This is a genomic window from Methylosinus sp. Sm6 (assembly GCF_019802345.1).
GTDB lineage: Bacteria > Pseudomonadota > Alphaproteobacteria > Rhizobiales > Beijerinckiaceae > Methylosinus.
This window is the reverse complement of record NZ_JAINDZ010000038.1, coordinates 20905-44175: the sequence shown is the minus strand read 5'-3', so window position 1 is coordinate 44175 and position 23271 is coordinate 20905. Positions and strand designations below refer to the sequence as shown.

Sequence of the window (23271 nt, the reverse complement as noted above, 5' to 3'; positions counted from 1 at the left end):
GTGGCAGACTGAAATGGAGAGGCGTTGTCTCCACAGACTGCTGACTCGCAACAACAAGTTAGAGTCAGTATGTTAGATTCTAAGTTAGCAGCGCAGATTTTTATTTCGGGCCATAGGGTTAGCTGGCCTTCGCGTTCCCGAAGTCCCGATAGGGCTGCTCCCGAAGTCCCGATACCATGTGTTCCCGAAGTCCCGAGCGTTTCCACAGGCTTATCCACAGGGGCTGTGGATAAGTCGATCGGCACGATGCGAAGCAGCTCGCGCCGACCTTCGCGCTCGATCCGCAGGCGATAACCGGGGAGCGGTTGCCGGTGGACGATGAGCCGGATGTCGAAGGCGAAACTTCTGAGCGTCGCGAGGCTGCCGGATTTTTGATGCAGATGCGGGATATCGAAGCTCCAGCCCTGCCTCTGTCGACCGGCGTGCTTGCGGGCGACGCGATAGAGCCAGCGTTCGACGCCGCCCGTCAGCCGGAAATAGGCAGGGTCGATGGCGAGCACGAGCGATCGGTCGACGACGCCGCGGTAGAACCATTCCGGGAGAACGAATTCCATGCCTTCGACGCGGCCGTCGCGCGTCACGCATTCCTCCCATTCGTTGATCCAGGAGAACTGGCTTCGACGCCAGTGCTCGCCGTTGCGAATGGTGGTGCAGATGGCCGTCGATTGCAGGCGGGTGAGCGCGCCCTTCAGGAGCTTGTAATCGCGGGCGCCGGTCGCCCGTCCGACCGCCTTGAGGAGCTGATAGGGCGTGAAGCGCAGGAATCGGGACGTTGTGAGGCCCTGGTTCTCGGCCTCCACAATCTGGCTCGCCGCCCAGATCAGCACGTCGGCGTCCCATATGGTCGCCATGCCATGCTCAGGCATGGCGAAGACTTCCACGCGCGCGCCGGCCGCCTCGTAGAGGATCGGCGTCGTGCGCTTCGCCTTGGCGAGCGAGAAGAAGGGCCGCTCCATGAGATCGCGCTGATCGCGCGGCGACGCGTCCCCCGTCGCGATGACGAAGGGGTGGAGCCGGCTTCGCTCGCTCGAGATGACGGGGAGGCGGCGCGACATGGCGGCGTCGCCTCAGCGGTGGGAGTGCGGGCGGGCGATGCGCACGCCGGTGTCGACGCGGACGGCGTCGCGCGCTTCGACATATTGCGGATCGGATGTCGAGCGGCAGGCGGCCCCATCGGCCCAGGCCTGAATATCCTCGATCGCGTAGACGACACGGCCGCCGAGCTTGCGGAACGTCGGGCCGGCGCCGTGACAGCGGTATTTTTCGAGCGTGCGCGCGGAGAGGCTGAGCATTCGTGCGGCTTCATGCGTCCGGACGAAGCGCGTGGCGCCCTCGGGTGATTTGTCGCGCAAGAGACGCCTCCGTAGCGGTGAGGTGCGCCGCAGAAAGGTCGCGGCGTTTCGAGATCACCGTGGCGGAGAAGAGAAGCGCAGGGGGAGGACGAAGTTTTGATGCCGGTCCGTGTCCCCCCTTCCGCGAGGCGCACGCTGGGATGTCCTAGGAAACGGAGAACGCGGAAGGTTCATCAGCCGCCGCGCAGCAGCCGCTTGTAGCCGCCGTTCATCAGCGCGATGGAATCATGGATGAGACGGTTCGCCTTGCGGCGCGTCGCCGAACTCTTCCACTCGAGCGCGGGAAGAGCGGCGTCCGCGGCGTCGATCAGGGACGCGGCGATGTCGCGTGGTCCCGCGCCGCTGAGCCGGAAATCCAGTGCGTGCAGCAACAGGATGAGACGTGCGCGTCGCTGCGCGGTCAATTGAAGCGCGCGAGGTAGCGGACCTGCGGCCCCGCCCTGAAGGAGCCGAACGAAACGCGACGCGATTTCGAGCCGGATTTCGAGCGACGCGTCGAGCGGCAAAATGATCGCGGGACGGCTCGGCGCACCTTCGTTCATCCAGACATGAATGTAGCCTCGGGCGCCGCCGACGACGAGCCGCCTTCCGCCATCGTCGGACTTATCCGCGACGATGGTGCCCAATGCGGTCGGATCAAAGGTCCCGTCCGCCGCGAAGCGGGGCGGCGCCGAAGCGATGATCAGCGTGCCAGGATCGATCTCAGGGAGCCAGAGCGCTTGCTTCATTCCCGCCGGAGATTCCGGATCATGAGCGAAACTGCAACCCCCAGCGATGCGCGAGGCTCGAAAGCGCGGTCGCTTCGTCGACGGCGCCGCGTTCGATCCGCCTCAGCGTCTCGCGATAATCTTGGCGATATTTCGAATTCCGACGCAGGAATTCGAGCGCGAAACCGGAAGGGTCCAGGTCGTTCAATTGCTTGATAGAATCAGGAGTTTTCCAGAAATTCGTCGGCATGAAACGCTCCTCGGCTTGGCCTCGTAGCTCGAGCGGCGACTTCGACGATCCCGGAATGGCAGAACCAAAACTAGCCCAAAGGGTTGCATCGCGTGCCGCGAGCGCCCGTGACCTTTTTATGGCAGGCGAGAAGAGAGACTATTGCGCGCGCGTGCCCAAAAGCTGCCGATAGCCGACGGCGGACATCCATCTCGCTCTGGCCAAATGGCTTTCATGGATGATCTTCGCCCGTTCCGGCTCGCGCTCCGGATCGATCCCGAAAATCACCGCGACGACCTCGCGCCAGTCGGCGCCTTCTTCGGCGGCGTCCAGCAGCCGCAGATAGGTCGTGAGGTGGCGGTGGTCGTAGGTGTTCACATGCTCGGTGAGCGGCGGACGATCTTCGAAGGCTGGCGTGCTCATTGCGGACCTGCCTGTCGCTCTATGCCGGCGAATTCATGGCGAGACGACAGGATTATATCCCAGGATTGGTTGGCGTTCTATTCCGATGGTGATGCAATCGGCGCATCGCGTTGTTCGCTGGGGTGGAAGACCCACCGGATCGGCGGAGGCCAAACGTAGCATGGTTGCCGACGAATAGGAATGTTCGTTCCTGGAATGAACGTTCTTGACTCGGCTTCCATGCCTCGATGGAAATCGAGGAGGTCATAGCGACGAATGTGCGTCGCCTGCGCAACGCCAGGAAATGGACGCAAGAGGCACTTGCCGAGAAGGCGCAGCTGAGTTCTCGCTACGTCGGCGCGATCGAGCGCGCCAATGTGTCTGCGAGGGTGAGCATTATAGGGCGGATCGCTGACGCGTTCGGCGTTGAACCCGCCGAGCTTCTCAAGCGCAGCAAGCCGAGAGCTCGCGGCTGAAATCGTCCACTTTCTCTGGATATCGCGGATGTTTGCGGCGCTGGACTCGCTACATATCGAAGTTCGAATCCCGCATGGGCCGCCGCTCGTCGCCGACACCATCACGCACCGCGGCGAGGATATGAGCCTTGGTGACGCGGCCGAGATAGGTCTTCTCGGTTGGGTCCAGTGCGCCGTCATGTCCAGCGCCACGGCGCTCGCCAGCGTCTCCGCCGTCGCACGGGCCTGGGACTTCTGCTCCCACGGCACCCGACCGCATTGACGGTCAGCGATGCGCAATGGGTGAGCAAGGCCATGAGGCTCGCATCGTCCAGACCGGCGACGAAGGTCCACAGGTCCGCCACGTCGCGGGGCATGTCCGACGCCCATCCGGCATGACAATCTGCCAGCGCCTTCGCGGCGGGGGTATCCTCGATGCCGTCCGCGTGAGAGGCTAGAGCGTTTCACGCGTTTTTGGAATCGCGACGGATTCCCAATTTGAAGGGATCGTGATTCAAGATGCTGGCTGGGCGGAGGCCAGCATCTATGTTCGACCTCTCTCCAATAATCTTCGCGAGCGTGTCGTCGCCGCTTCGGCGGCCGGCGAGAGCTGCCGTTCTGTGGCGCAGCGTTTCGGCGTGATCGCCGTAGCTATCCTTTTGGTGGGGTGTGGCCGAGTTCGACAGCCTTGCGAGGCTGCGCAGTCGTCAATGCGCTCCAGAAGCGATGGACGCGCGCGGTCGGCATCTGTCTGAGATCGTCGATATGCTGGGCGCGACGAAGTTCGATCTGGAAGAACGACGGGTGATGATCGACGTTGAAAGCCTGAAGCTTCCAGAAAACGACGGCGGCGTATTTGGGGGTAAGCTTCTTGTTCCTGCGGTAGTAATCCAGAGCGCCCGACAGGATCGGATTGCTTTCTTTCGCGGCGAGCTGCTCCAGTGTGCGGATGCAGGATTCCAACTGCATCTGCTGGGTCAGTTTGGTGAGGTGACGCTTCGCCTCGGTCGGCGACAGACGCCGACCTTTCTCCATGACCGCCACATCGAATTGCAGTATGCAATGGGAACCGAACCAAAGTGTTGCGTCGGTATAGCGGTTAGCGATCTCGAAGCGATAGCGAAGGTCTTGCTGACCGCAGAGTTCGCAGATTTCGATTGGCTGCTCGTGATCGACCGTGTTGTCAGTGAAGGACCATTCGTCGAAAGCAGCCGGCAGGGTTCCCGCCGCAGAATACTGTCACGATGCGTGTACCCGCCCATGATGGTGCCGCCCGCTATTTAAGAGCGCTTACCTTAGCTCAACTCCTATTTTAAGCCAAGCGCCAATTGCTTAAATAACGCCGTGCCCGCATAATGGGGCATGTCCGAATCAGCTTCCAATGTCCGGCTAGGCCGCTATATCGAGACCCCTGTTGCGGGCGAAATCGTGCGCGCCTTCGTGCCGCCCTCACTGCCGCCGGAACCGCCGATCGACGTGCTGGCTCTGCTGGAGAAACTGAGCCTCGCGGAACGGGCTTTGGGGCGGCTGGACGGCATCACCATGCTGCTGCCGCGCCAGGAACTGTTCCTCTACATGTACGTGCGGAAGGAAGCCGTTCTTTCCTCGCAGATAGAGGGCACGCAATCGACACTTTCGGACCTGCTACGCTTTGAAACCGAGGCGCAGGCAGGCCAGCCAATCGACGATATCCGCGAAGTTTCGAACTACGTCGACGCCATGATGCACGGACTGGAGCGGCTGGAACACCTGCCGCTATCATTGCGCCTGATCCGTGAAATGCACGCGCGGCTGCTGCAAAGCGGCCGTGGGGGCACCAAAAACCCCGGCGAGTTCCGGCTATCGCAGAACTGGATCGGCGGTACACGCCCCGGCAACGCGCTGTTCGTGCCGCCCCCGCCGACAGATATGGACGGCTGTCTCGACGCGCTTGAGCGCTTCATGCACGAGGAAGGCTCGCGCCTGCCCGCCCTCATCAAGGCAGGGCTGCTGCATGTCCAGTTCGAGACCATCCACCCGTTTCTAGATGGCAACGGCAGGATCGGACGCTTGCTCGTCACGCTGTATCTCTGCGTCAACGGCGTGCTTCGCAAACCGCTACTTTATCTGAGCCTGCACCTGAAAACCCATCGCGCCGACTATTACCGGCTGCTTCAGGAAGTGCGCGAACATGGCGCATGGGAAGCCTGGCTCGACTTCTTTCTGACGGGCGTGGCGGATACGGCCAATCAGGCGTTCGACGCCGCCACCCGGATCGTTGATCTGTTCAAGGAAGACCGCGAACGGATCACGACGCAGAGCGACCGGGCCGGCTCGGCGCTGCGTATTCATGATCTGTTTCAGCAAAACCCGTTCCTGACAGCCAACCAGCTCGTTCAGAAGACAGGTCTCTCAGCCCCCACGGTCAATGCGGCGCTCGCCGATTTGGAGCGGTTCGGCGTCGTGGAGGAAATCACCGGGCGCAAACGGGGGCGCGTGTTCAGTTATCGGCGATATCTCGCCATTTTGAGCGAGGGAACCGACCCGCTCCCGACTACGGCCTAATGGGGGAGTCCGTGCCGCTAAAAACTATATCCGCTGCACAATTCGCGACTGCCTTCAATCTTAGGCCAAATCTTGTGGCGTGGTTCCTTGGCGCCGGCGCATCGGCCGCCTCCGGCATTCCGACCGGCTATGCCATGATCCGCGATTTCAAGGCGCAAATCTTTTGCCGCGAGACGAACCTTTCAAAGCGGGAGATCGATACGGCTGATCCAGTCTGGATCGACAGGATCGATGCCTTTTTCCGGCAAACATCACTGTTGCCGCCTGACGGCGATCCAACGGAATATGCCAAGGCCTTCGAAGCGGTGTATCCAGAAGCCCGGCATCGCCGACAATATATCGACGATGCGATCTCCAAGGGCACTCCCTGTTTTGGTCACAAGGTACTTGGCAGTCTTATGGCTGCCGGCAAGGTCGATTGCGTTTTCACGACGAACTTCGATCCGCTCATCGAGGAGTCGACGAATTCGGCAAATGCGATCCTGCTAGTAGACGACCAGAACCGCCCGACTGTGGCGGCGATCGATTCCGCCGACCGTGCCATGCGGTGCCTCAATGAATCGGACTGGCCGTTGGTCGCTAAACTCCACGGTGATTATCAGTCGATCGCGATTAAGAACACGGGATCGGAACTGGAAGAACAGGACGCCCGGATGCGGCATGTGCTGATGGAATCCGGCAAGCGCTTCGGAATGATCTTCGTCGGCTATAGCGGCCGCGACGCTTCGATCATGAAAGCGCTGAACACGGTTCTCGACGCGCCGTCGCCATTTCCCAACGGGCTGTACTGGCTCACCTCGTCAGCTTCGCGCTTACTGCCCGCAGTGATCGAATTCCTAGATCGCGCCGAAGCGGCCGGCGTGGACGTGGCCGTCGTCGAGTGCGCGACCTTCGACGAACTGGCTGCCGATATCATCAAGATAACCGATCTGCCCAAGCCGCTTTTTGATCGCGTGATGGAGGGGCGACCCACACCGCGCCTCGTACACGTTCAGATTCCGAATGCGAAAGCCCGCGCATTCCCGGTGCTGCGCTACTCGGCAATTCTGCTCCAATCGATGCCGACCGCGGCTAGGCGCATCAGGCTGAGCCAATCGACGACGTCGGCAGAGGTGCGCGAGATCTTTAAGGCGAAGGGATGTCGAGCGACGGCGGCCGCGTTGGGGCGGGAGCTAGCGGTGTTCGGGCGCGACCAAGAAATCTTGGACGCCTTCGCTCCGCTCGGCCCATCGCTCGCCGGAACGATCGACCTAGATCCGGTCGCCGATAGCTGGGCCATGGGCTTGCTATACGATACGCTTGTGCGATCTCTCGCCCGACAGCGCCCGCTCATCCCGCGCTACAGGCGTTCGGGCCATTCGCTTGTCGTCGCCACACCGCGCGACGGCGATGATCCTGAGCGAACGCGGCGTCAGCAACAAACCCTATCTCGGCTGCGCGACGCGTACGGGACGAGTCTCTTTGGCGCAGTGCCTAAGCTTGGCTACCCGTTTCAGGAGGGTGTCTACCTCAAGCTGGAGCAGGTCGATGGCAAGTGGTGGTGCGGCTTCGAACCCTACACGTTCGTCCAGCTGCCTCGACAAGACACTCCCCAAACGGAGGGTGCGGAGGATCTGGTCGCCGAAGAAGCTCCGGCTGAAATGGGTATGCAAGCCGAGCGCCGAGGTGATCCCGCCGGTGACTGGCGCCGCGAACGCTGGGCCCCGCGCTATAATAGAAATTGGGCCAGCATTATCGGGGCCTGGGCCCAGCTTCTGACCGAAACGGGAGGCACGACTCGAAGCGCCTTCGGGCTTGAAGAGGGCACTGGCGTTGATGCCGTGTTCACGGTGTCACCTGTCACAGGATATAGCCGCCCGTCGCATCATCATGCCTACTTCGACAGGAGCAAATGATGGCGAACCCAGCCCTCACCGAGCTGCCGCCATTCGCGCTCTTGGATGAGCCGGACCTGTCGTTTTCGCCATCCGACGCCACGCAGGTTGATGTCCATCCACTGCGCGGCCTCCTGAATTTCGGGCCGTATTCGAAGGGATCGTTTGGCGGATACACTTCCCGCGTGCGCATCGCCACGGTTGGCCCGGAGAGCGCTTTCCATCGTCGCGGCGACCTGATGAAGCTGTTGCGGAGCGCGCATCGGCCTTCCGACCGATCAGAATATGTGCCGGAATATCCCGGTTTCGAACGCCTGTTCCGCGTGTCGCTCGAGGCCGCGCCCGCGAGCGCACACGTCAAGTGGCCTGAACACCTCGACCAGCTGCCGGGCGACGGCAACGCGCAGCATCGCCTCTACCTTGCCATGGATGCAGCGCTCCGCCGACTTGACGCCGTTCGCAATGAATTCGACGTTGTGCTGGTCCACTTTCCCGACAACTGGGACAGGGCGACGCGCGGAAAATTCTTTGACGCACACGACGTGCTGAAGGCTCTGGGTGCCAAGTATAATATTCCGACCCAAGTCCTGAACGATCGCGTCTTCACCTTCAGCTACAAGGCCTCGCTCGCGTGGCGTCTTTCGACCGCACTGTATGTGAAGGCTGCGGGCACGCCGTGGAAGCTCGCGCCGCTGAAGGGCGTGCCGGCGGATACCGCCTACATCGGGTTGGCTTATGCCCTGCGCGGTGACCAGAAAGACGCGCATTATGTGACGTGCTGCTCGCAGGTATTCGACATGGACGGCGGCGGGATGCAGTTCGTTGCGTTCGAAGCGCGAGACCCGGTGGCCGACGTGGCCGAAGCCCGCAGGAACCCCTTTCTCAGCCGCGATGACATGCGCGCGGTCCTCGCCCGTAGCCTGGAACTCTATCAGGGGCGAAATGGCGGCAACCTACCAAAGCGCATGATCATTCACAAAACGACGGCCTTCAAGGAGGGCGAAATCGAGGGCGCGTACGACGCGCTTGCCGGTGTCGCGGAAATAGAGTGCGTCGAGGTCAGCTCGGCATCGTGCTGGCGCGGCGTTTGGCTCATCAAGTCGGGACTAGAGAAGCCGCCGTCAAAACCGTCGGGGTTTCCCGTACCGCGTGGGACGATGGTGATTCGCACGGGCAATTCTGCCTTGGTATGGGTGGCGGGCAATGCTCCCGAGGTATCAACCAAAGGCGATTACTATCAAGGCAAGAAGAGCATCCCCCGGCCGTTGCAACTGATCCGTCATGCCGGCAGCGGGCCGCTTGAACTCACAGCCCACGAGGCGTTGGCCCTCACGAAGATGGATTGGAACAACGACGCGCTTTACGACCCTGTGCCGGTCAGCATTCGCTATTCGCAAAAACTCGCCCGCACGATAGCGAACGTTCCGGACCTGCCGCGGAATGTCTATCCGTATCGCCTGTTCATGTAAGCATTCTAAAACGAGTAGGCGCTGATATGTTGCATACCGAGCCACCTCCATCTGCCACTCTTGCACGCATATTGCTTCCAACGGTTGCCGGATCGGGTGCCTATGGCCATCTGCTTCTCGAGCAGCGCATCACTGCTCTCTCAGATGCCGACATATCAGAACTGCGTCCCTATTTTGAGTCGGCCCATCAGGACGCACGCGAGGTGTTTCATGCGGCCGCCCGGATTTCGCTCCATCCTGAGGATGGCGAAACGGGAGATCATGCGACCTACCCAAATTGCCTGCCGCCAAAGACTGTCCGTGGTCTTTTCGGTGAGGTCATGTGCGGTATCGTCGCGGAGAATTACAGCCTAGTCGGAGGCAAGACATGGCGCGTGCCGATTTTCCTGTTCCGTGAGCATGCCCCGGTCGCGCGCTATATCTTTGATCTCGTGCGCGATCCCTCACGGGTTAAAGAAGTTCACGGACGTCCTGGCAATGACTTCATCGGCCTTGAACTCGCTGCGAATGGAACCGTCTTGGCTTTTATCGCCGGGGAAGCGAAATGGCGCGCCGATCTAACGGCATCGACGATCGACGGGATCATGAAGGGCGATGGCAAGGGAAAAGGCGCAGCGCGGGTGTGGGCAAACAATGGCGTCTGGAACGACATCAACACCGGGCTGCTAATCCCGCAGGGAATACAGCAGATTTGCGATCTCCTGAAGATCAAGGACCGAGACGCATATGCCCACACTGTCTTTTCGCTGGACCAAGCACTCCTAACAGATGTTGGGCCGCCGCGCACCGACATGGTGCTGATCGCCGGCAATCGCGCGGCGACGCGCTCGGCCGGCACCGCTCTGCTTCCGACAACCGCGCCGCCTGCGGACTATAAGGCCGCGCGGCCGCTGCAGATCGTCGAGATCGTGCTCGTCAGCGGCGAGGACATGATTGAACGGCTCTACGCGTCACTCTGGAAAACCAATGGCTGAGCTTGATCAGGATCGGCGGGCGCTTGCCGAAAGGTTTCGGGTAACGCATGCAATCGAAAATGCGCTAACCGCCCAGCAAGCGCGCCTGTTCGTGCGCTCCATCCAGAACAGTTGGGGCGTGCAGCCACTGGCCTGGACGCAAAGTCAGTCGATCGAGCTATTCAGTGAAGCGCGGCGCCTGTTGCACGCTGCTGGCATTTTCGAGGATACTGACGGTTCCGATAGCGAAGCGGCAACGTCCTGCTATCGTCGCGCGGGTGAACTGCTGGAATGGCTTTCGCGATCGCGCGATGAGGTCACACGCGAAGTGCCCGCTGAGATTCTTGCGGCCGGTGCCTATCAATTGGCTGGGCTCCCGGCGATGGCGACAGGCATATTGCGACTGTCGAAGGTAGACGGTGCCGGCGGCATCATCGGTGCGTTCCTGTCCTGTAATTTCGATTCCGTTCTGGAGCGCACAGCGGTCTTCTGGCGGGACCATGCCGATCTCACGGGACGAGACGGATCCGCGCGCTTGCTAAATGCAGCCGAAGACAGTGCCGAGGGCTTCCCACCGCAAGCGTCGAAACCAGACGAGGAATGGGATGCGGAGGAGGATGACGACCCACGCGAGGAGCCCTTTAGCCCGATCGCATGGTATATCGTCGTGGAGACGGTCCGGACGCTCGGTTTGCTGGCGGAAGGATTGCGGCGCGGCGAGCAGAACCGAACGGGGACCGCTCTCGAGAAATTGAAGGCGTTAGGCGATGTCGCAACTCGCTGGGCGAACGATGAGACATGGATCATGTTGCGCCTTGTCTTTGCGGCAGCCGAGCGCTTCTCGCGCAACAACTTGCATCGACGCGCCGCAGCGCTCATCACGGACACAGTGACGGCGGGAGATCGGCTCCGCCGCTTTGCGCGCGAGCAGTTTGGACGAGGGCGCGGCGTTCTGTGGGCCTCGCAGATCAAAGGTCTCGAACGACTGGCGGCGGGAAACGCCTTTGCCCTGTGTACACCGACAGGGTCGGGCAAAACGATGGTGGCCAATCTCGCGCTCGTTAAAGAGCTACTACTTACGCCGCCTGAACTCGGAGCGCCGGGTCGACTCGCCCTCTATCTGGTACCCTCGCGAGCACTCGCGGGTGAGGTCGAGGCGAAGCTCAGCGCTGAGTTTCGTGGCGAGGATATCGTGGTTACGGGCCTCTATGGAGGGACGGACTGGGGCATCACCGATAACTGGCTGACGACGGAAACGCCCACGGTTCTCGTCGCCACCGTTGAAAAAGCCGAAGCGCTGATGCGCTATGTCGGCAGGCTGCTGATTCATCGCCTGGCTTTGCTCATCATCGACGAGGCGCATCAGGTGGTGGTGGCGGGAACGCCCAAGACAATGCGCGACCTGGCGGCGCACGGTGATCGGTCCATGCGGCTTGAAAGCCTGGTGTCCCGGATCCTCGTGCTCAAGCCGAACATAGCTCGCATCGCGCTTACCGCGGTTGCCGGCGGCGCGGCGCCACCTGTATCGCAGTGGATTGAGGATGATGAAGCCGCTAATCCGGTAGGGCTCGGCTATCGTAGCACTCGTCAACTGGTCGGGGTGCTGGAATGCCGCCCCAAACAATCCCCTTTCATTACGTTAGAACTCAATAACGGGCAGCCGCTCTATGTGCGAGGTCGCGAAGCGCCCGTATTTCTTGCACTCGGCTTGCCGCCGATGCCCGACCCGCCGGCAGGAGTGAAAAACAGCCTACACCATTATGTGCAGATCCACGCGCTGTGGACTGCGCTGCATCTGGCGCCGAGCGGGCGACGTATACTGGTGTCGGTTACGCAGGGCCCAGATCGCGTCATGCGGCGCTGTGCCGAGGCGTTTGATCTGACGGGATGGTCAGCAGTCGCCCCCTTCGCACCGAAAACAGAGTACGCACAGCGGCTGTTCGATGAGGCGCGCGCGGCCTGTGTCGACTATTGCGGTGAGGGTTCGAGCGAGGTCCGCCTTCTCGATCATGGCATCGCCACAAGCCATGGTCAGATGCCGCAGCGGCTTCGGCGCTTGATGGTTGAGCTGATTGACAAGCAGGTGTGTCCCATCACGGTTGCGACCGCGACATTGACCGAAGGGGTCAATCTGCCCTTCGACCTTATCATTCTACCGAGCCTAGAGCGTATCATTGAATTCGGCACCAATGGTGCGCCGGTAACCGATATTATTCCCACGTCGGAGTTCCGCAACCTCGCGGGGCGCGCCGGGCGGCCCGGGGCGGCGGAAGCGATGGAGGGTCTTACTCTGGTCTGCGTGCCAATAACAAACAGCGCGACGGCGGCTAGCAAGCAAGACGAGCAGCGCAGGCAACGCGACGCCTATGTCGCAAACCTCAACCGGATGCTCCATCTACTGGCGCTCGAGGAATCTTCCGATCTCGTAGTCTATGCGCCGCTGCAAACATTGCTGGCTTCGATCTGGACAAAATTGCGGGATCACCTCGGGCTGCGAACCGTGGCCGATCTGCACGATTTCCTTGAACAGACAATGCCCGAGGGGGTCGGAACCGATCTCGGCGTCGGTTCACCGGCGCTGCTCGACATGCTAGGCGACAGCCTTGATGAGCTCGATGGCGTTATCATCGCTGCCATCGACGAAATCGAGAGGCTGGAAGGCTTGCCCCCTGCGTCGCTCGAAGCCGCCTTGAGCCGTGTGTGGCAACGGACCTTTACGCGATACTCAAGTGCTGTTGAGGCCTGGATGGAGGCAGCCTTCATCAAACGCGGCCAAGCTGTGGTCGAGCGTCTATATCCCGACCCGGTTCAACGGCGGACTCTCTATCAAATTGGCTTTACGCCCTTTGTCGGCGGCCAATTCCAACAGGTATCGCCTCAGATCAACGCCGCCCTCAAAGAAGCAGTCGATTATGGCCGGCGATCGCCGGAGGCGCGCTTCACACTTTTTTGGCAGATCGGGGAATTGGTAAGAACAGGTCGAGGGTTCGGATTTACTTCACGGAGTGCTACTGAAGCCGCGCTGATCGGGCGCTGGCACGAGGTAGCCGGCTGGTGGTTGCAACGCGAGGGCGCCCCACCGCCGCCGCCAGTGGAGTTGAGACGATGGCAGGGATTTGTTGCGAACAATCTGGAATTTCGTCTCGGGGTGGCCGTGGGCGCTGCCGTTGCAGAAGCGTGGAATGCGGGTGCGGGCGAACTTGAGGTGCCGAGTCTAGACACGTGGCGGGCAACGAGCGGCTTGCCATGGATCGGCTTCTGGTTCCGCGAACTGTTACGTTGGGGAACACTGGATCCGTTTGTCGCCTTTTCGCTCGCACAGGGGATCGTCGGCACAAGGGACGAAGGTGCCGCACGACGTGTGGATTATGACGTATGGCTGGTTCAACGGGGCACCCCGATCTCAGACGAGGACTTGATCGACCCGCAGCTCTTTCTCGAATGGCACAGGTCGTTGCCGAAGCCAGACCGGGCCGCAGCGACACCCAGCACGGTGAGCGCAAGCTTCACGGAAGTGGAAGGGAAACTAAGTCGGTACGCGGTGCGGCCAGTGCCTGCTCCTGATGGCGTCATTTGGCTGGATCCCGCAGGCTTTCAGATCGCACAAAGCTTATCGATGCCTGGCGACCCCGACGTGAATGCATCAAGGCGGGATTATGAACTAGTGAACGACGCCTTTGGCGTCCGAATAGTTCGAACCTACTAACAAGGGGCCTCCATGAGACAGCATTACTTGATGGCGCGCGTGTTAAGATTCGCGTCAATCAGAGTGCGCGGCAAGTTTCGGCCGTCTCTGGACGCTCGGTCGCGAGATCAAGCGGATCGGGACCCTCGTCGTGGGCGAACGAGCAGGTCGAGCGGGGGCTCAGCGCCTCGGCAGCGGCCTCATCGTCCTGCGTTCCCATCAGCCTGAGCGCGAATGCCGCGGCCTGCCTTGCCAGCCGTGAGGAGCCATCGCCGACGAACGGCGACACCGCGTCGCGCACTGCATGGGCCAAATCCGTCGGATCGGTCCGGTTGAGGCGCAGCACCCAGGCGAGCTCATCATAGGGCCAGTTGCATTAGAGCCGCCCAAGATGCCCGAAACAACTTTTAAAATCGGTGTGAATGAGCGCGCGCGAAACTATGCCTGGTGTTTAAAGGTCAGTGCCCCGCCGGGAAGGCGGGGCGCGATATCGGTCAGTCGCCATTCCGGCGGCTCGGGCGGGACCAGATCAGGCTGTAGCCTTCGCCGGCCTCATCGTCGAACAGGTTGGCGAAGATCGGGGCGTTGAAGCTCGGATCGTCGAGCTTGAGGCCGAGATAATCGCGACCCTCGTTGGAGCGCTTGGACCAGGCGGCTCCGATCTCCACTCGGCCCACATAGACGCGGTGGCTGGGCGCGTTCTCGCCGGAGCGGCTGGTTTCGGGGACAACGCGAACATTTTTCGCCTGGACGGAAAGAGTGACGATCTCGCCGGTGAACTCGTTGTTGCCGGTCTTCTTGAAAGTGCCGATGGTCGCCATTGGAATTCTCCTCGATCTGAAGTTCCGAGCCCGCGCCATTGCGGCCTCGATGGCGATCGAAGGGCCGGAGGCGATCGACGCGGCATCGCTCGCGACCGCAGCGTCAGCGGAGGATGGCGCGAGAGCGACTTTGTTGTTTCGCGAGGAATGACGGCGCAGCCGTCAGGGGAAGAAAGTCGATCGGCGCCATTGCCGCATAGGCGATCGAGGCGCAGCCGGCCTTCGGCCAGATCCGCCCATCAAAGAGGCCGTTATGGAGCGCTCGGCCTGACGGGGATCGGGGCGAATTCGGCGACGGCATGCGACCGCAAGGATCCGGCGACGAGCGCTGACGATGATGACGATTCTCTGTCCGGCTGCAAAGTTTCGTCGTCGCGTCCGAGCCGCATATCGAAATGCCTCCCGCCCCGCTGATTGTCGGACGACAATGAGGTCGCTCTCGCAAAGGATTGCTCCGATGAGCATCACAATTTCGACCGCCACGCCACGACGAGCAGAACTTGCCGCCATCATTACTGCCGTGTCACGACGATGAACGCGGAGAGATACAGATCGACATGCGCCCATAGGAGCAGCTGCAACGGCGTCAGGCCCGCGCGAGACGCGCTTCTTCCCGCCCCGGCGGGGCGGTTCCGGCGATGCGGATCAAAGCGGTGACGCCGACTGCGACCGCGCCGACGAGCGAAAAGATCATCTGCCAAGTCGCGGACGGCATAGCCATCTGGGCAATTCCGTGCGTGGCGTAATAGCCGGCAACTGTCGCGGGTGCAGCGTAGATGAGCACGATGGCAAGTCGGAGCCAGGTCCAGGGGACGAAGGCGAGCGCCAATTGCCCGACGCCAAACGTCACGCCTGCGGCGAGGACGCCGACGACGGCACCGCCGAGCCAGCCGGCGCCCGTGTGAAAAGCCCAGGCGCCGACCGTCAGGCCGGCATAGAAGGGGAACGCGAAAACCGCGAGCGTGAACAGCAGCCAGCAGAAAAATCCGATGCCGGCGATGACGAGCAGAGGTCCGAAGATGATCATGGCGGTGGTCTCCGTGAGACAAAGGTCTGACGAGCGCGCCTTCCACCACCGCCACGGCGCAGCGGCGAGTCTAGCCGGAAAGATAAGACAGGGCGAGCGGATTTTCGCTTGCCCTGGCCGCAGGTTTCTTCATGGCTGGAAGGGATCGAATTCATGCACGATGGCGGCGGGATCGCCGTCGTATTCGGTCGATGGCATGACGCCGTAGTCACCTGCGCCGTCATGGAAGACGACGACGCAGATCATGAGGGTGTTGGCGAGATCCCAACCGCGAGCGTGGGCGAATGTGAGGTTTCGAGACATCGATCGGCTCCTGTGCTGAGGCGGGGGCCATCCCCGCGCGACAGGCGCCCGATGTGTCCGGCCGATGACCGCGATCACCGCGAAGGTGAATCCGAAGCGGCGGCACGCTCGCGTAGCCGACCCCTTGAGGGTTGATGGCGTCAGGCCATCGGTCGGATAGAGGATCAGCGCCGATCAGAGCGGGGTGGCGCTCGCCGGCAGGAGTCGATTGCTTCGAAATCATGAAGCCCGGTCGCGGATTGCTCGAACCTCCTCTATTGTCGGCGGACCACGTGTATCTGCAGAGCGAACGGCTCGGGAGGTCGGCATGGCCGAGTTCAGGGGACGAGATTTCCGTCATGTGAAGAAGGCGCTCGCCATAGCGGCATTGGTGATCGAGGAACAGCCGGGCCGTTTCAGTCCGGCTCGGATTTGAGCGACATGAAGGCATTGCTCGATGAGATCATCGAGCACGATACGGAATTGGCGCATGACGCGCGCGCGGCGAGGATCGCCGTGATCGGCGCGCCCGACTGAAATCAGACTTTACGGAAAGGCGGCGACACGCTTTTGCGTTTCGGCGCATTTCCGGCTCTGATGGTCGGCGGCGCTCACGCGCCGCCTGCGCCGAAGCGCCAAACCGGAATGCCGAGCTTGCGCGCCTTGTCGGCGAGGTTCTCCTGGATGCCGCTTCCGGGAAAGGTGATGACGCCGATTGGCAGAATTTCCAGCATCGCGTCGTTGCGCTTGAAGGGCGCCGCCTTCGCGTGCTTGGCCCAGTCGGGCTTGAAGGCGATCTGCGGAACCTTGCGGTGATCGGCCCAGCGGGCGGCGATACGTTCGGCGCCTTTCGGACTGCCGCCATGCAGCAGCACCATGTCGGGATGCTTGGCGTGGACCTGGTCGAGCTTCGCCCAGATCAGGCGATGGTCGTTGAAGTCGAGGCCTCCGGTGACGGCAATCTTCGGACCGGGGGGCAACAGCACCTCGTTGTCGGAGCGCTTCTTCGCCGCGAGGAAGTCCCGGCTGTCGATCATCGCCGAGGTGAGATTGCGGTGATTGACCATCGATCCGCCGCGCGGTCGCCAGGACGATCCGGTGTGGCGCTCGTAATGCTCGGCGGCCTGATCGCGCATCAGCTCGAAAGCGTCCCGGCGCTCGAGGAGCGTCTGCCCTTCGGCGGTGAGTCGCTCCAGCTCGACGGATTTCACCTCGCCGCCATCCTGCTCGCGTTGCGAGCGGCGTTGCGCCTGTTCATTGTCGTCGAGCTCGCGCTCGATCCGCTGCACGGCGCGGTGAAAGAGATTGACGGTCGACCAGAGCAGGTCGCCGAGATCCGGCTCCAGGCGGGTGTCCTGCAATGCCGCGATCAGCGCGTCGAAGATGTCGGCGACGGCTCCAGAGGCGATGCACCCTTCCGGCAATGGCCTCGGATCGGGTTCGTCCTGAAAGGGGCGATAGCCGTAGAGCTGGAGCTCCTGGAGGATATGGTCGGTCGGGGATGACGCATGCGGCGGCTCGTGGCGGTCATCGTCGCGATTGGTGATCATGGCGCTTCCTTTCGTCGGATCGACCGCGCCCATCGCGGCCTTCATGGCGACGAAAGCGGCAGACGGAGCGGACCTGCACCCGCAGCGAAGCGAAGGGCCGGAGCGCGGCGGAGGACGGCGGAGGACGGCTATTTTGTCTCGCGATGGAAAGCGGCCGCAGGCCGCGCCGGAAAATAGCCGGCCGCAGCCGTTGCCGATCCGAGCCGCCTGCCGATCGATCGCCCTCTGAAGAAGGCCGTGGGGGCGGACCTCTCCGACAGGTCGGGAAACGTCATCATTCACCGTGAGGTAAATCCGCCGGCAGCGAGCGTCCGCCCTTCAGCCCGAGCCTATGCCGCCAGCTCCATGAAGCGCGCGACGTCCTGCGGGACGATCTGCACACGTACGGCGGCCCGGAGCGCATCGAGTCCGAGCAGCCGCAGATCTTCATTGAAGTCGCCCAGGGCCGGAGACAGCACGATCGCCTCGATCCCGAGCTGCCGAGCCCGGTCGATCAACGCCGTCACCGCGCCGTCGCCCGCCGGATCGTCGTCTCGCGCGATGTAGAGCCGGCGCAATGTGTCGGAGAAGAGGATGGCCGAGAGATGCGCCGACGAGAGCGCCGCAGCCATCGGCATGGTCGGAAGCGCCGATCGCAGCGACAGAACGGTTTCGACGCCTTCGCCCGCCGCCATGACCTCGCCCGCCACGCCGAAGCGCACAGCATGGCCGTTGAGATCGCCCATCGCCCGCCTCGGCGTTTCGATCGGCGCTTTTCCGAGCGTCGTCTCCGAGAAGCCGCGAGGATCGAGCCATGTGCGATGCACGCCGGTCAGGCGCCCATCGAGGTCGGTCACGGAAGCGATCATCGCCGGCCAGATTTCGGTCGGGGAATGCTCGTCCGGCCGGTGATAACATTGCGGATGAAAGCGGAGCGATCCGGCTTCGTGCAAAGCCGTAATGCCGCGTTTGCGCAGATACGCTTCTGCGAGAGTCCCGGAAATCGGCTGCGATATAGCGAAAAGCCGCCTTGCCGACTCCCGCGAGTCGACAGGTTTCGAAAGTGATCTCGTCCTGTTCTTCATCAACGCCGGCTCCTGAAGCGGCAGTCTCAGGAACGAGCGCGCCTCATCAACAGTGTTCTTGAAATCGGCGAAGCCGCAACTCTCCTGGATGACGTCGAGCAGATCGCCGTGCTCGCCCGTCGCGGCGTCGGTCCATTTGCCGGCGGCGCCCTTGCCGTTCTTCGTCCCGATCAGCCGGACGAACATGGAGCGGCCCGGCGTGTTCCGAACATCGCCCACCAGCCAATAGCGGCCTTCGCGATGTCCATTGTGAAGATAATGACGGCACACCGCCTCGGCATGACGGCCGAGACGCTGCGCGAGATCAGAGGCGTCAGGACGAACCATGTCACGCTGCCTCCTTTTCGCTGACGCGCTGGAGCGGATAGCGCTCCATCAGTTTCACCAGCACCGCGACGCCGCTCGCGTCGACAGGCACGAACATGCGCAGCTTCCAGGAGATGATCTCGTGGAATAGTCCATAGGCGGAAAGACGCTCGCGCATCGCGTCGGTGAATCCCGACAGCTCGATGCGGTGCGCGCCCATGACGCGAACACGGCGAAGTTGGAGGTCCTCGGCAAGGTGGAGGACGGTGCGGCCATCCATCAGGGCGGCGAATGCGTCCTCCGCAGACAGATCGACTGCGTCGCTCGCGAGAGCTCCGGCGACCCAGGCGGGCGTAACCCGGCGTCCAATGATGCGCTCGCCGTCATCGGTCTGAAGGCGATAGACCCGCGTCGAATCCTTCGACAACCGCTTCCAGATCGGTAGTAGCAGGCCCGCGACGATGTGAATCGTGCTCTCGGAAAACTCCGGAACGGCGGCGACTTCGGCGCTCCACGCAGCGGCGAAAGCGTGCCCGTCGACCTCGATCCAGTGGCTGTCCTCCATCATCTTCAAAGACGCATAATGCTGTTCCATCGGACGAACGAGGCGCACGCGCCGCTCGATTTCGCCATCGTCGAGCATCAGCGACGGCGCAGGCAGTTGGATCGCCGCTCGGCCAGAACGCTCGTTGACGAGCGGTACAGCGCGCCGATCGGCGAGAAGATCGAGCGCCCGGTCGAGCGTCAGGGGATGATTGCGTTCGCGCTGCGTGATCGTCAGCAGGCGCGTCTCCGCGCCTGTGCCGGGATGGACGTAAATGGTCCGGCGATCGGCGACGAGGAAGCTTTCGGCCCGCAGCGTCTCGAGCCCGACGTCATAGACGCCGGCGGCGATGGCGCCTTCGACCTTGGCGTTCAGCAATTGCTCGAATGCGGTGAACAGAACGCCCTGCAGTTCGATGGTCAGCGCCAGCAGTCGATTGAGGAAAGTCGTGATCGGCGGCAGATCGTCCCTGATTCCGTTGGAATCCGTCAGCGACAATCCCGTCGCCTCTTCGAAGGTCTGCAAGGAACAGCCCTCGATCTTGCCGCGGACGAGCAGCAGATAGAGCTGGCGCAGCGCGTCGCGCGCGTAATGGCTTTCGAGATTGTCCTCGGGACGGAACAGGCCCTGGCCGCCCGTTTGACGCTGCCCGCGCGTGATCGCGCCGAGCGTGTCGAGCCGGCGCGCGATGGTCGAGAGAAAGCGCTTCTCCGCCTTCACATCGGTTGCGATCGGCCGAAAGAGCGGCGGCTGCGCCTGATTGGTACGATTGGTGCGACCGAGGCCCTGGATGGCGGTATCGGCCTTCCATCCCGGCTCGAGCAGATAATGGACGCGGAGCCGCCGGTTCCGGGCGGACAGCTCGGCATGGTAGCTGCGCCCGGTGCCGCCAGCGTCGGAAAAAACTAGGATACGCTTCTGATCGTCCATGAAGGCGGCGGTCTCGGCGAGATTGGCCGAGCCGGCGCGGCTCTCGACCGCGAGGCGGTCGCCCTTGCGCACGATGCGCCGCGAGCGTCCGGTCACTTCGGCGACCATGTCGGTCCCAAAGCGCTGGACGATCTGGTCGAGCGCGCCGGGAGTCGGAGCCAGGGAGGCGAGCTTTTCGATGAGCGCAGTGCGGCGGGCGGCCGCCTCGCGGCTCTCGATCGGCTGACCGTCGCGAAAGACGGGTCGCGACGACAGATTGCCTTCGCTGTCGGTGAAGGGCTCGTAGAGCTGCACCGGGAAGGAATGGGCCAGATAGTCGAGAACATATTCGCGCGGCGTGATGTCGACCTGGACGTCGCTCCATTCCTCGGTCGGAATCTCTGACAGGCGGCGCTCCATAAGCGCTTCGCCTGTCGAGACGATCTGGACGACGGCGGCATGACCTTCCTCCAAATCCCGCTCGATCGAGCGGATCAGCGTCGGCGACTTCATGCTCGTCAGCAGATGGCCGAAGAAACGCTGCTTGGCGGATTCGAACGCGGATCGAGCAGCGGCTTTGGCCTGCCGGTTGAGCGTGCCGGTCGCGCCTGTGATGTTCGCCGCCTGCATGGCGGCGTCGAGATTGTTGTGGATGACGGCGAAGGCTTCAGCGTAGGAATCGTAGATGCGGGCCTGCTCCGGCGTCAGCCGATGCTCGACCAGCTCATATTCGACGCCCTCATAACTGAGCGAGCGCGCCGTATAGAGGCCGAGGGCGCGAAGGTCGCGGGCGAGGACTTCCATCGCCGCGACGCCGCCGGCCTCGATCGCCTCCACGAATTCGGCGCGCGTCGCGAAAGGAAAATCCTCGCCGCCCCAGAGGCCGAGGCGCTGGGCGTAGGCGAGATTATGGACCGTGGTGGCGCCGGTCGCCGAAACATAGACGATGCGGGCATTCGGCAAAGCGTGCTGGAGACGAAGTCCTGCGCGGCCCTGCTGCGAGGCGGCTTGGTCGCCGCGTTCGCCCTTGCCGCCGGCGGCGTTCTGCATGGCGTGGCTCTCGTCGAAGATGATGACCCCGTCGAAATCGGGGCCCAACCATTCGACGATCTGCCGCACGCGGGAAGCCTTCTCGCCGCGCTCGTCGGACCGCAGCGTAGCGTAGGTCAAAAATAGGATGCCTTCCTGAAGCGAGATCGGCTTGCCCTGGGGAAAGCGCGAGAGCGGCGTGACGAGCAGGCGCTCCATGCCGAGCGCGGACCAGTCGCGCTGCGCGTCCTCGAGCAGCTTATCAGATTTGGAGATCCACAGCGCCCTTCGGCGGCCCTGCATCCAATTGTCGAGGATGATCCCGGCGGACTGGCGGCCCTTTCCGGCGCCGGTCCCGTCGCCCAGCATGAAGCCGCGCCGGAAGCGAACGCTGTTCTCCGCGTCGTCACGCGCCGCGGCGACGACGTCAAAGGTTTCGTCGACCGTCCATGAGCCGGCGAGAGACGCCGAATGAGCTTCTCCGGCGTAGATGATCGTTTCCAGCTGGGCGTCGGAGAGCAGGCTGTCGGAGACGAGGTTCGCCGGCAGTCGTGGCCGATAGCTCGGCTTCGGCGGCGCGACCGAGGCCATGGCGGCGGATTGCACCAGCTTGGTGGGATGCGCCTGAGAGCCGGGAATACGGATCGGCTGCAATCCGTATTCTTCATAGATCGCATCCGTCAGGCGCGCGCCTTCCGGCGGCGTCCAGTCGACGGTCTCATAGGCAAGCTCGACACCATCTGGCGCGCTGGCGGGCGTCTCTCGGCGAACCGGAGCGTTTCGAACGGAAACGGCCGGCACCGTGCGTCGCCGCGGACTGCTGGCCGGAATCGGCAAGGCGACCGGCAAACGCGCGGGCGTCAGCTCGCCAATCCAGGCGAGGAGCGTCGCGACATCGGGCGCCATGCCGGGCGACGCCGGAAAGACAGTCGGATCGTCGGCCGGCAGCTTGTCGATAATGGTCAGCCGCGTCTCGATTGTTGTGCCGTGCTTGGCGTAGACGGCGCCATCGATCGCGGCGGAAAAGATGACGCGGCCGCGCTGCTGAAAGTGGACAAAGGCGTCTCGCCAAGCAGGCGCGTCGGGAGCGAAGTTCGCGCCGGTGATCGTGACGAGGCGTCCGCCATCGGCCAGTCGCGCCAGCGCGGAGGCTATATGGCGGTAGGCGACATCCGCCATTCGACCGGAGACATTCGCCATGGCCGAGAACGGCGGATTCATCAGCACGATGGACGGAGTGATCGCCGGATCGAGATGATCGTCGATCTGCGCCCCATCGAAGCGGGTGACCGGAACGGAGGGAAAAAGAAGAGAGAGTAGCTCCGCGCGGGTTTCGGCGAACTCGTTGAGAATGAGCGTTGCGCCAGCTATCTCGGCGAGAACGGCGAGCAATCCCGTGCCGGCCGAAGGTTCGAGAACGCGGTCGGCGGGCGAAATCGCCGCTGCGGCAAGAACCGCGACGCCGAGCGGGATCGGCGTCGAGAATTGCTGGAAGGTCTCGCTGTCTTCGGACCGGCGCGTATGCGTCGGCAGGAGGTGTGCGATCTTCGACAGCATCGGAAGTGCGGCGGCCGGAGAGCCAGCTCTGCGGAAAAGCGCCTTTCCGTATTTGCGCAGGAATAGACCCGTCGCCGCCTCGCAAGCGTCATAGCCCATTTTCCAATCCCAGGCGCCGGAGGCGTCCGATGCGCCGAAGGCGGTTTCCATCGCCGAGCGAAGAATGGCGGCGTCGACGCGTCGGCCATGTTCTAGATGGGGAAGCAGGCGGCGAGTCGCGTCGGCGATCGCGGAACCGTTGGAGGAGCGATCGATGAGAGTCGACGCAGCCGCATCGGCGGCCGCGGGAGCAGAAATTCTGGACATGGAAGAGTCTCGGGAGAGCGCGAGTGGACGAGTCGGCTGGCGCTCTCTCTCGAACCCGCCGGCTCGCCCCCTTCCGGCCGGCCTCTTCCTCTCATCGCGTTTCCGACGACTCTCGTGAGAGCACGGTTATTCGGAATGGCGTGAGGCGAGGCCACAGGCGCTCGATGATGGAACTCTCGATCGCGGGCATGAAAAACGGCGGAGCG

The 23271-nt window shown here is 62.7% G+C and carries 19 protein-coding genes and 1 pseudogene; 7 read left to right on the top strand and 13 right to left on the bottom strand.

Annotation, left to right across the window (positions count from 1 at the left end):
• The 5 genes from K3F48_RS19730 to K3F48_RS19710 all read right to left on the bottom strand — a co-directional run.
• A partial coding sequence (locus tag K3F48_RS19730) for a replication initiator protein A (RefSeq protein WP_255609425.1) occupies positions 1-1055 on the bottom strand: 1055 nt, incomplete at its 3' end.
• 12 nt (positions 1056-1067) lie between these two features.
• Complete coding sequence (locus tag K3F48_RS19725) at positions 1068-1292, bottom strand: AlpA family transcriptional regulator (protein ID WP_255609426.1); 225 nt, start codon at positions 1290-1292, stop codon at positions 1068-1070.
• 233 nt (positions 1293-1525) lie between these two features.
• Positions 1526-1858: a DUF2285 domain-containing protein gene (locus tag K3F48_RS19720; protein WP_255609423.1), complete on the bottom strand. Its 333-nt coding sequence runs from the start codon at positions 1856-1858 to the stop codon at positions 1526-1528.
• A gap of 241 nt (positions 1859-2099) precedes the next feature.
• Positions 2100-2309 (bottom strand): transcriptional regulator domain-containing protein, encoded by a 210-nt coding sequence (locus tag K3F48_RS19715; RefSeq protein ID WP_222577149.1) that lies wholly within the window; start codon positions 2307-2309, stop codon positions 2100-2102.
• A gap of 138 nt (positions 2310-2447) precedes the next feature.
• Positions 2448-2744 carry a DNA -binding domain-containing protein gene (locus K3F48_RS19710; RefSeq protein WP_222577153.1) on the bottom strand — a complete coding sequence of 99 codons (297 nt, stop codon included), beginning with the start codon at positions 2742-2744 and terminating at the stop codon, positions 2448-2450.
• A 194-nt stretch (positions 2745-2938) separates the two neighbouring features.
• Here K3F48_RS19710 and K3F48_RS19705 point away from each other — a divergent pair, with 194 nt between their 5' ends.
• The gene (locus K3F48_RS19705; protein WP_222577148.1) at positions 2939-3166 is read left to right on the top strand and encodes a helix-turn-helix domain-containing protein; all 228 of its coding nucleotides are present in this window, start codon (positions 2939-2941) and stop codon (positions 3164-3166) included.
• Between the two features lie 85 nt (positions 3167-3251).
• Here the strand turns inward: K3F48_RS19705 and K3F48_RS24565 are convergent.
• Positions 3252-3603 (bottom strand): annotated as a pseudogene (locus K3F48_RS24565) (chromosome partitioning protein ParB); the annotation flags it as partial.
• Positions 3604-3910: 307 nt separating this feature from the next.
• On the opposite strand from K3F48_RS24565, the gene K3F48_RS19695 reads away from it, so the two are divergent.
• The 6 genes from K3F48_RS19695 to K3F48_RS19670 all read left to right on the top strand — a co-directional run bounded on the left by K3F48_RS19695 (position 3911) and on the right by K3F48_RS19670 (position 13691).
• Positions 3911-4429 carry a hypothetical protein gene (locus K3F48_RS19695; RefSeq protein ID WP_222577146.1) on the top strand — a complete coding sequence of 173 codons (519 nt, stop codon included), beginning with the start codon at positions 3911-3913 and terminating at the stop codon, positions 4427-4429.
• Between the two features lie 78 nt (positions 4430-4507).
• Positions 4508-5689, top strand: a complete 1182-nt coding sequence (locus K3F48_RS19690; RefSeq protein WP_222577145.1) for a Fic family protein — start codon at positions 4508-4510, stop codon at positions 5687-5689.
• Positions 5690-5700: 11 nt separating this feature from the next.
• The gene (locus K3F48_RS19685) at positions 5701-7584 is read left to right on the top strand and encodes an SIR2 family protein (protein WP_370631458.1); all 1884 of its coding nucleotides are present in this window, start codon (positions 5701-5703) and stop codon (positions 7582-7584) included.
• A complete protein-coding gene (locus K3F48_RS19680; protein WP_222577144.1) occupies positions 7581-9032 on the top strand; it encodes a nuclease PIN in 1452 nt (483 codons plus the stop codon). The genes K3F48_RS19685 and K3F48_RS19680 overlap by 4 nt, the downstream gene beginning before the upstream one ends.
• A 26-nt stretch (positions 9033-9058) precedes the next feature.
• Positions 9059-10006: an aminotransferase gene (locus K3F48_RS19675; RefSeq protein WP_222577143.1), complete on the top strand. Its 948-nt coding sequence runs from the start codon at positions 9059-9061 to the stop codon at positions 10004-10006.
• On the top strand, positions 9999-13691 hold the full coding sequence (locus K3F48_RS19670) for a DEAD/DEAH box helicase (protein WP_222577142.1): 3693 nt from the start codon (positions 9999-10001) through the stop codon (positions 13689-13691). The genes K3F48_RS19675 and K3F48_RS19670 overlap by 8 nt, the downstream gene beginning before the upstream one ends.
• Positions 13692-13749: 58 nt before the next feature.
• Here the strand turns inward: K3F48_RS19670 and K3F48_RS19665 are convergent, their stop codons facing one another.
• From K3F48_RS19665 to K3F48_RS19630, 7 genes are all read right to left on the bottom strand, one after another.
• Positions 13750-14016 (bottom strand): hypothetical protein, encoded by a 267-nt coding sequence (locus K3F48_RS19665; RefSeq protein WP_222577141.1) that lies wholly within the window; start codon positions 14014-14016, stop codon positions 13750-13752.
• Between the two features lie 148 nt (positions 14017-14164).
• Positions 14165-14491 carry a DUF736 domain-containing protein gene (locus tag K3F48_RS19660; protein ID WP_222577140.1) on the bottom strand — a complete coding sequence of 109 codons (327 nt, stop codon included), beginning with the start codon at positions 14489-14491 and terminating at the stop codon, positions 14165-14167.
• A 586-nt stretch (positions 14492-15077) separates the two neighbouring features.
• The gene (locus K3F48_RS19655; protein WP_222577139.1) at positions 15078-15518 is read right to left on the bottom strand and encodes a hypothetical protein; all 441 of its coding nucleotides are present in this window, start codon (positions 15516-15518) and stop codon (positions 15078-15080) included.
• Positions 15519-15647: 129 nt separating this feature from the next.
• Positions 15648-15821, bottom strand: coding sequence for a hypothetical protein (locus K3F48_RS19650; protein WP_185966392.1), 174 nt, complete (start codon positions 15819-15821; stop codon positions 15648-15650).
• A gap of 590 nt (positions 15822-16411) precedes the next feature.
• Positions 16412-17350, bottom strand: coding sequence for a DUF2493 domain-containing protein (locus tag K3F48_RS19640; protein ID WP_222577138.1), 939 nt, complete (start codon positions 17348-17350; stop codon positions 16412-16414).
• A 329-nt stretch (positions 17351-17679) separates the two neighbouring features.
• Positions 17680-18741 (bottom strand): toprim domain-containing protein, encoded by a 1062-nt coding sequence (locus K3F48_RS19635; protein ID WP_222577137.1) that lies wholly within the window; start codon positions 18739-18741, stop codon positions 17680-17682.
• A gap of 1 nt (position 18742) precedes the next feature.
• Positions 18743-23065, bottom strand: a complete 4323-nt coding sequence (locus tag K3F48_RS19630; RefSeq protein ID WP_222577136.1) for a strawberry notch family protein — start codon at positions 23063-23065, stop codon at positions 18743-18745.
• Positions 23066-23271 lie beyond the last annotated feature (206 nt).

Bases quoted from the DNA above. Each gene is read 5' to 3' on its own strand.
- K3F48_RS19660 (WP_222577140.1), bottom strand. From the start codon at position 14,491: ATGGCGACCATCGGCACTTTCAAGAAGACCGGCAACAACGAGTTCACC.
- K3F48_RS19640 (WP_222577138.1), bottom strand. From the start codon at position 17,350: ATGATCACCAATCGCGACGATGACCGCCACGAGCCGCCGCATGCGTCA.
- K3F48_RS19695 (WP_222577146.1), top strand. From the start codon at position 3,911: ATGCTGGGCGCGACGAAGTTCGATCTGGAAGAACGACGGGTGATGATC.
- K3F48_RS19650 (WP_185966392.1), bottom strand. From the start codon at position 15,821: ATGTCTCGAAACCTCACATTCGCCCACGCTCGCGGTTGGGATCTCGCC.
- K3F48_RS19630 (WP_222577136.1), bottom strand. From the start codon at position 23,065: ATGTCCAGAATTTCTGCTCCCGCGGCCGCCGATGCGGCTGCGTCGACT.
- K3F48_RS19635 (WP_222577137.1), bottom strand. From the start codon at position 18,741: ATGGTTCGTCCTGACGCCTCTGATCTCGCGCAGCGTCTCGGCCGTCAT.
- K3F48_RS19675 (WP_222577143.1), top strand. From the start codon at position 9,059: ATGTTGCATACCGAGCCACCTCCATCTGCCACTCTTGCACGCATATTG.
- K3F48_RS19705 (WP_222577148.1), top strand. From the start codon at position 2,939: ATGGAAATCGAGGAGGTCATAGCGACGAATGTGCGTCGCCTGCGCAAC.
- K3F48_RS19680 (WP_222577144.1), top strand. From the start codon at position 7,581: ATGATGGCGAACCCAGCCCTCACCGAGCTGCCGCCATTCGCGCTCTTG.
- K3F48_RS19655 (WP_222577139.1), bottom strand. From the start codon at position 15,518: ATGATCATCTTCGGACCTCTGCTCGTCATCGCCGGCATCGGATTTTTC.
- K3F48_RS19725 (WP_255609426.1), bottom strand. From the start codon at position 1,292: ATGCTCAGCCTCTCCGCGCGCACGCTCGAAAAATACCGCTGTCACGGC.
- K3F48_RS19670 (WP_222577142.1), top strand. From the start codon at position 9,999: ATGGCTGAGCTTGATCAGGATCGGCGGGCGCTTGCCGAAAGGTTTCGG.
- K3F48_RS19690 (WP_222577145.1), top strand. From the start codon at position 4,508: ATGTCCGAATCAGCTTCCAATGTCCGGCTAGGCCGCTATATCGAGACC.
- K3F48_RS19715 (WP_222577149.1), bottom strand. From the start codon at position 2,309: ATGCCGACGAATTTCTGGAAAACTCCTGATTCTATCAAGCAATTGAAC.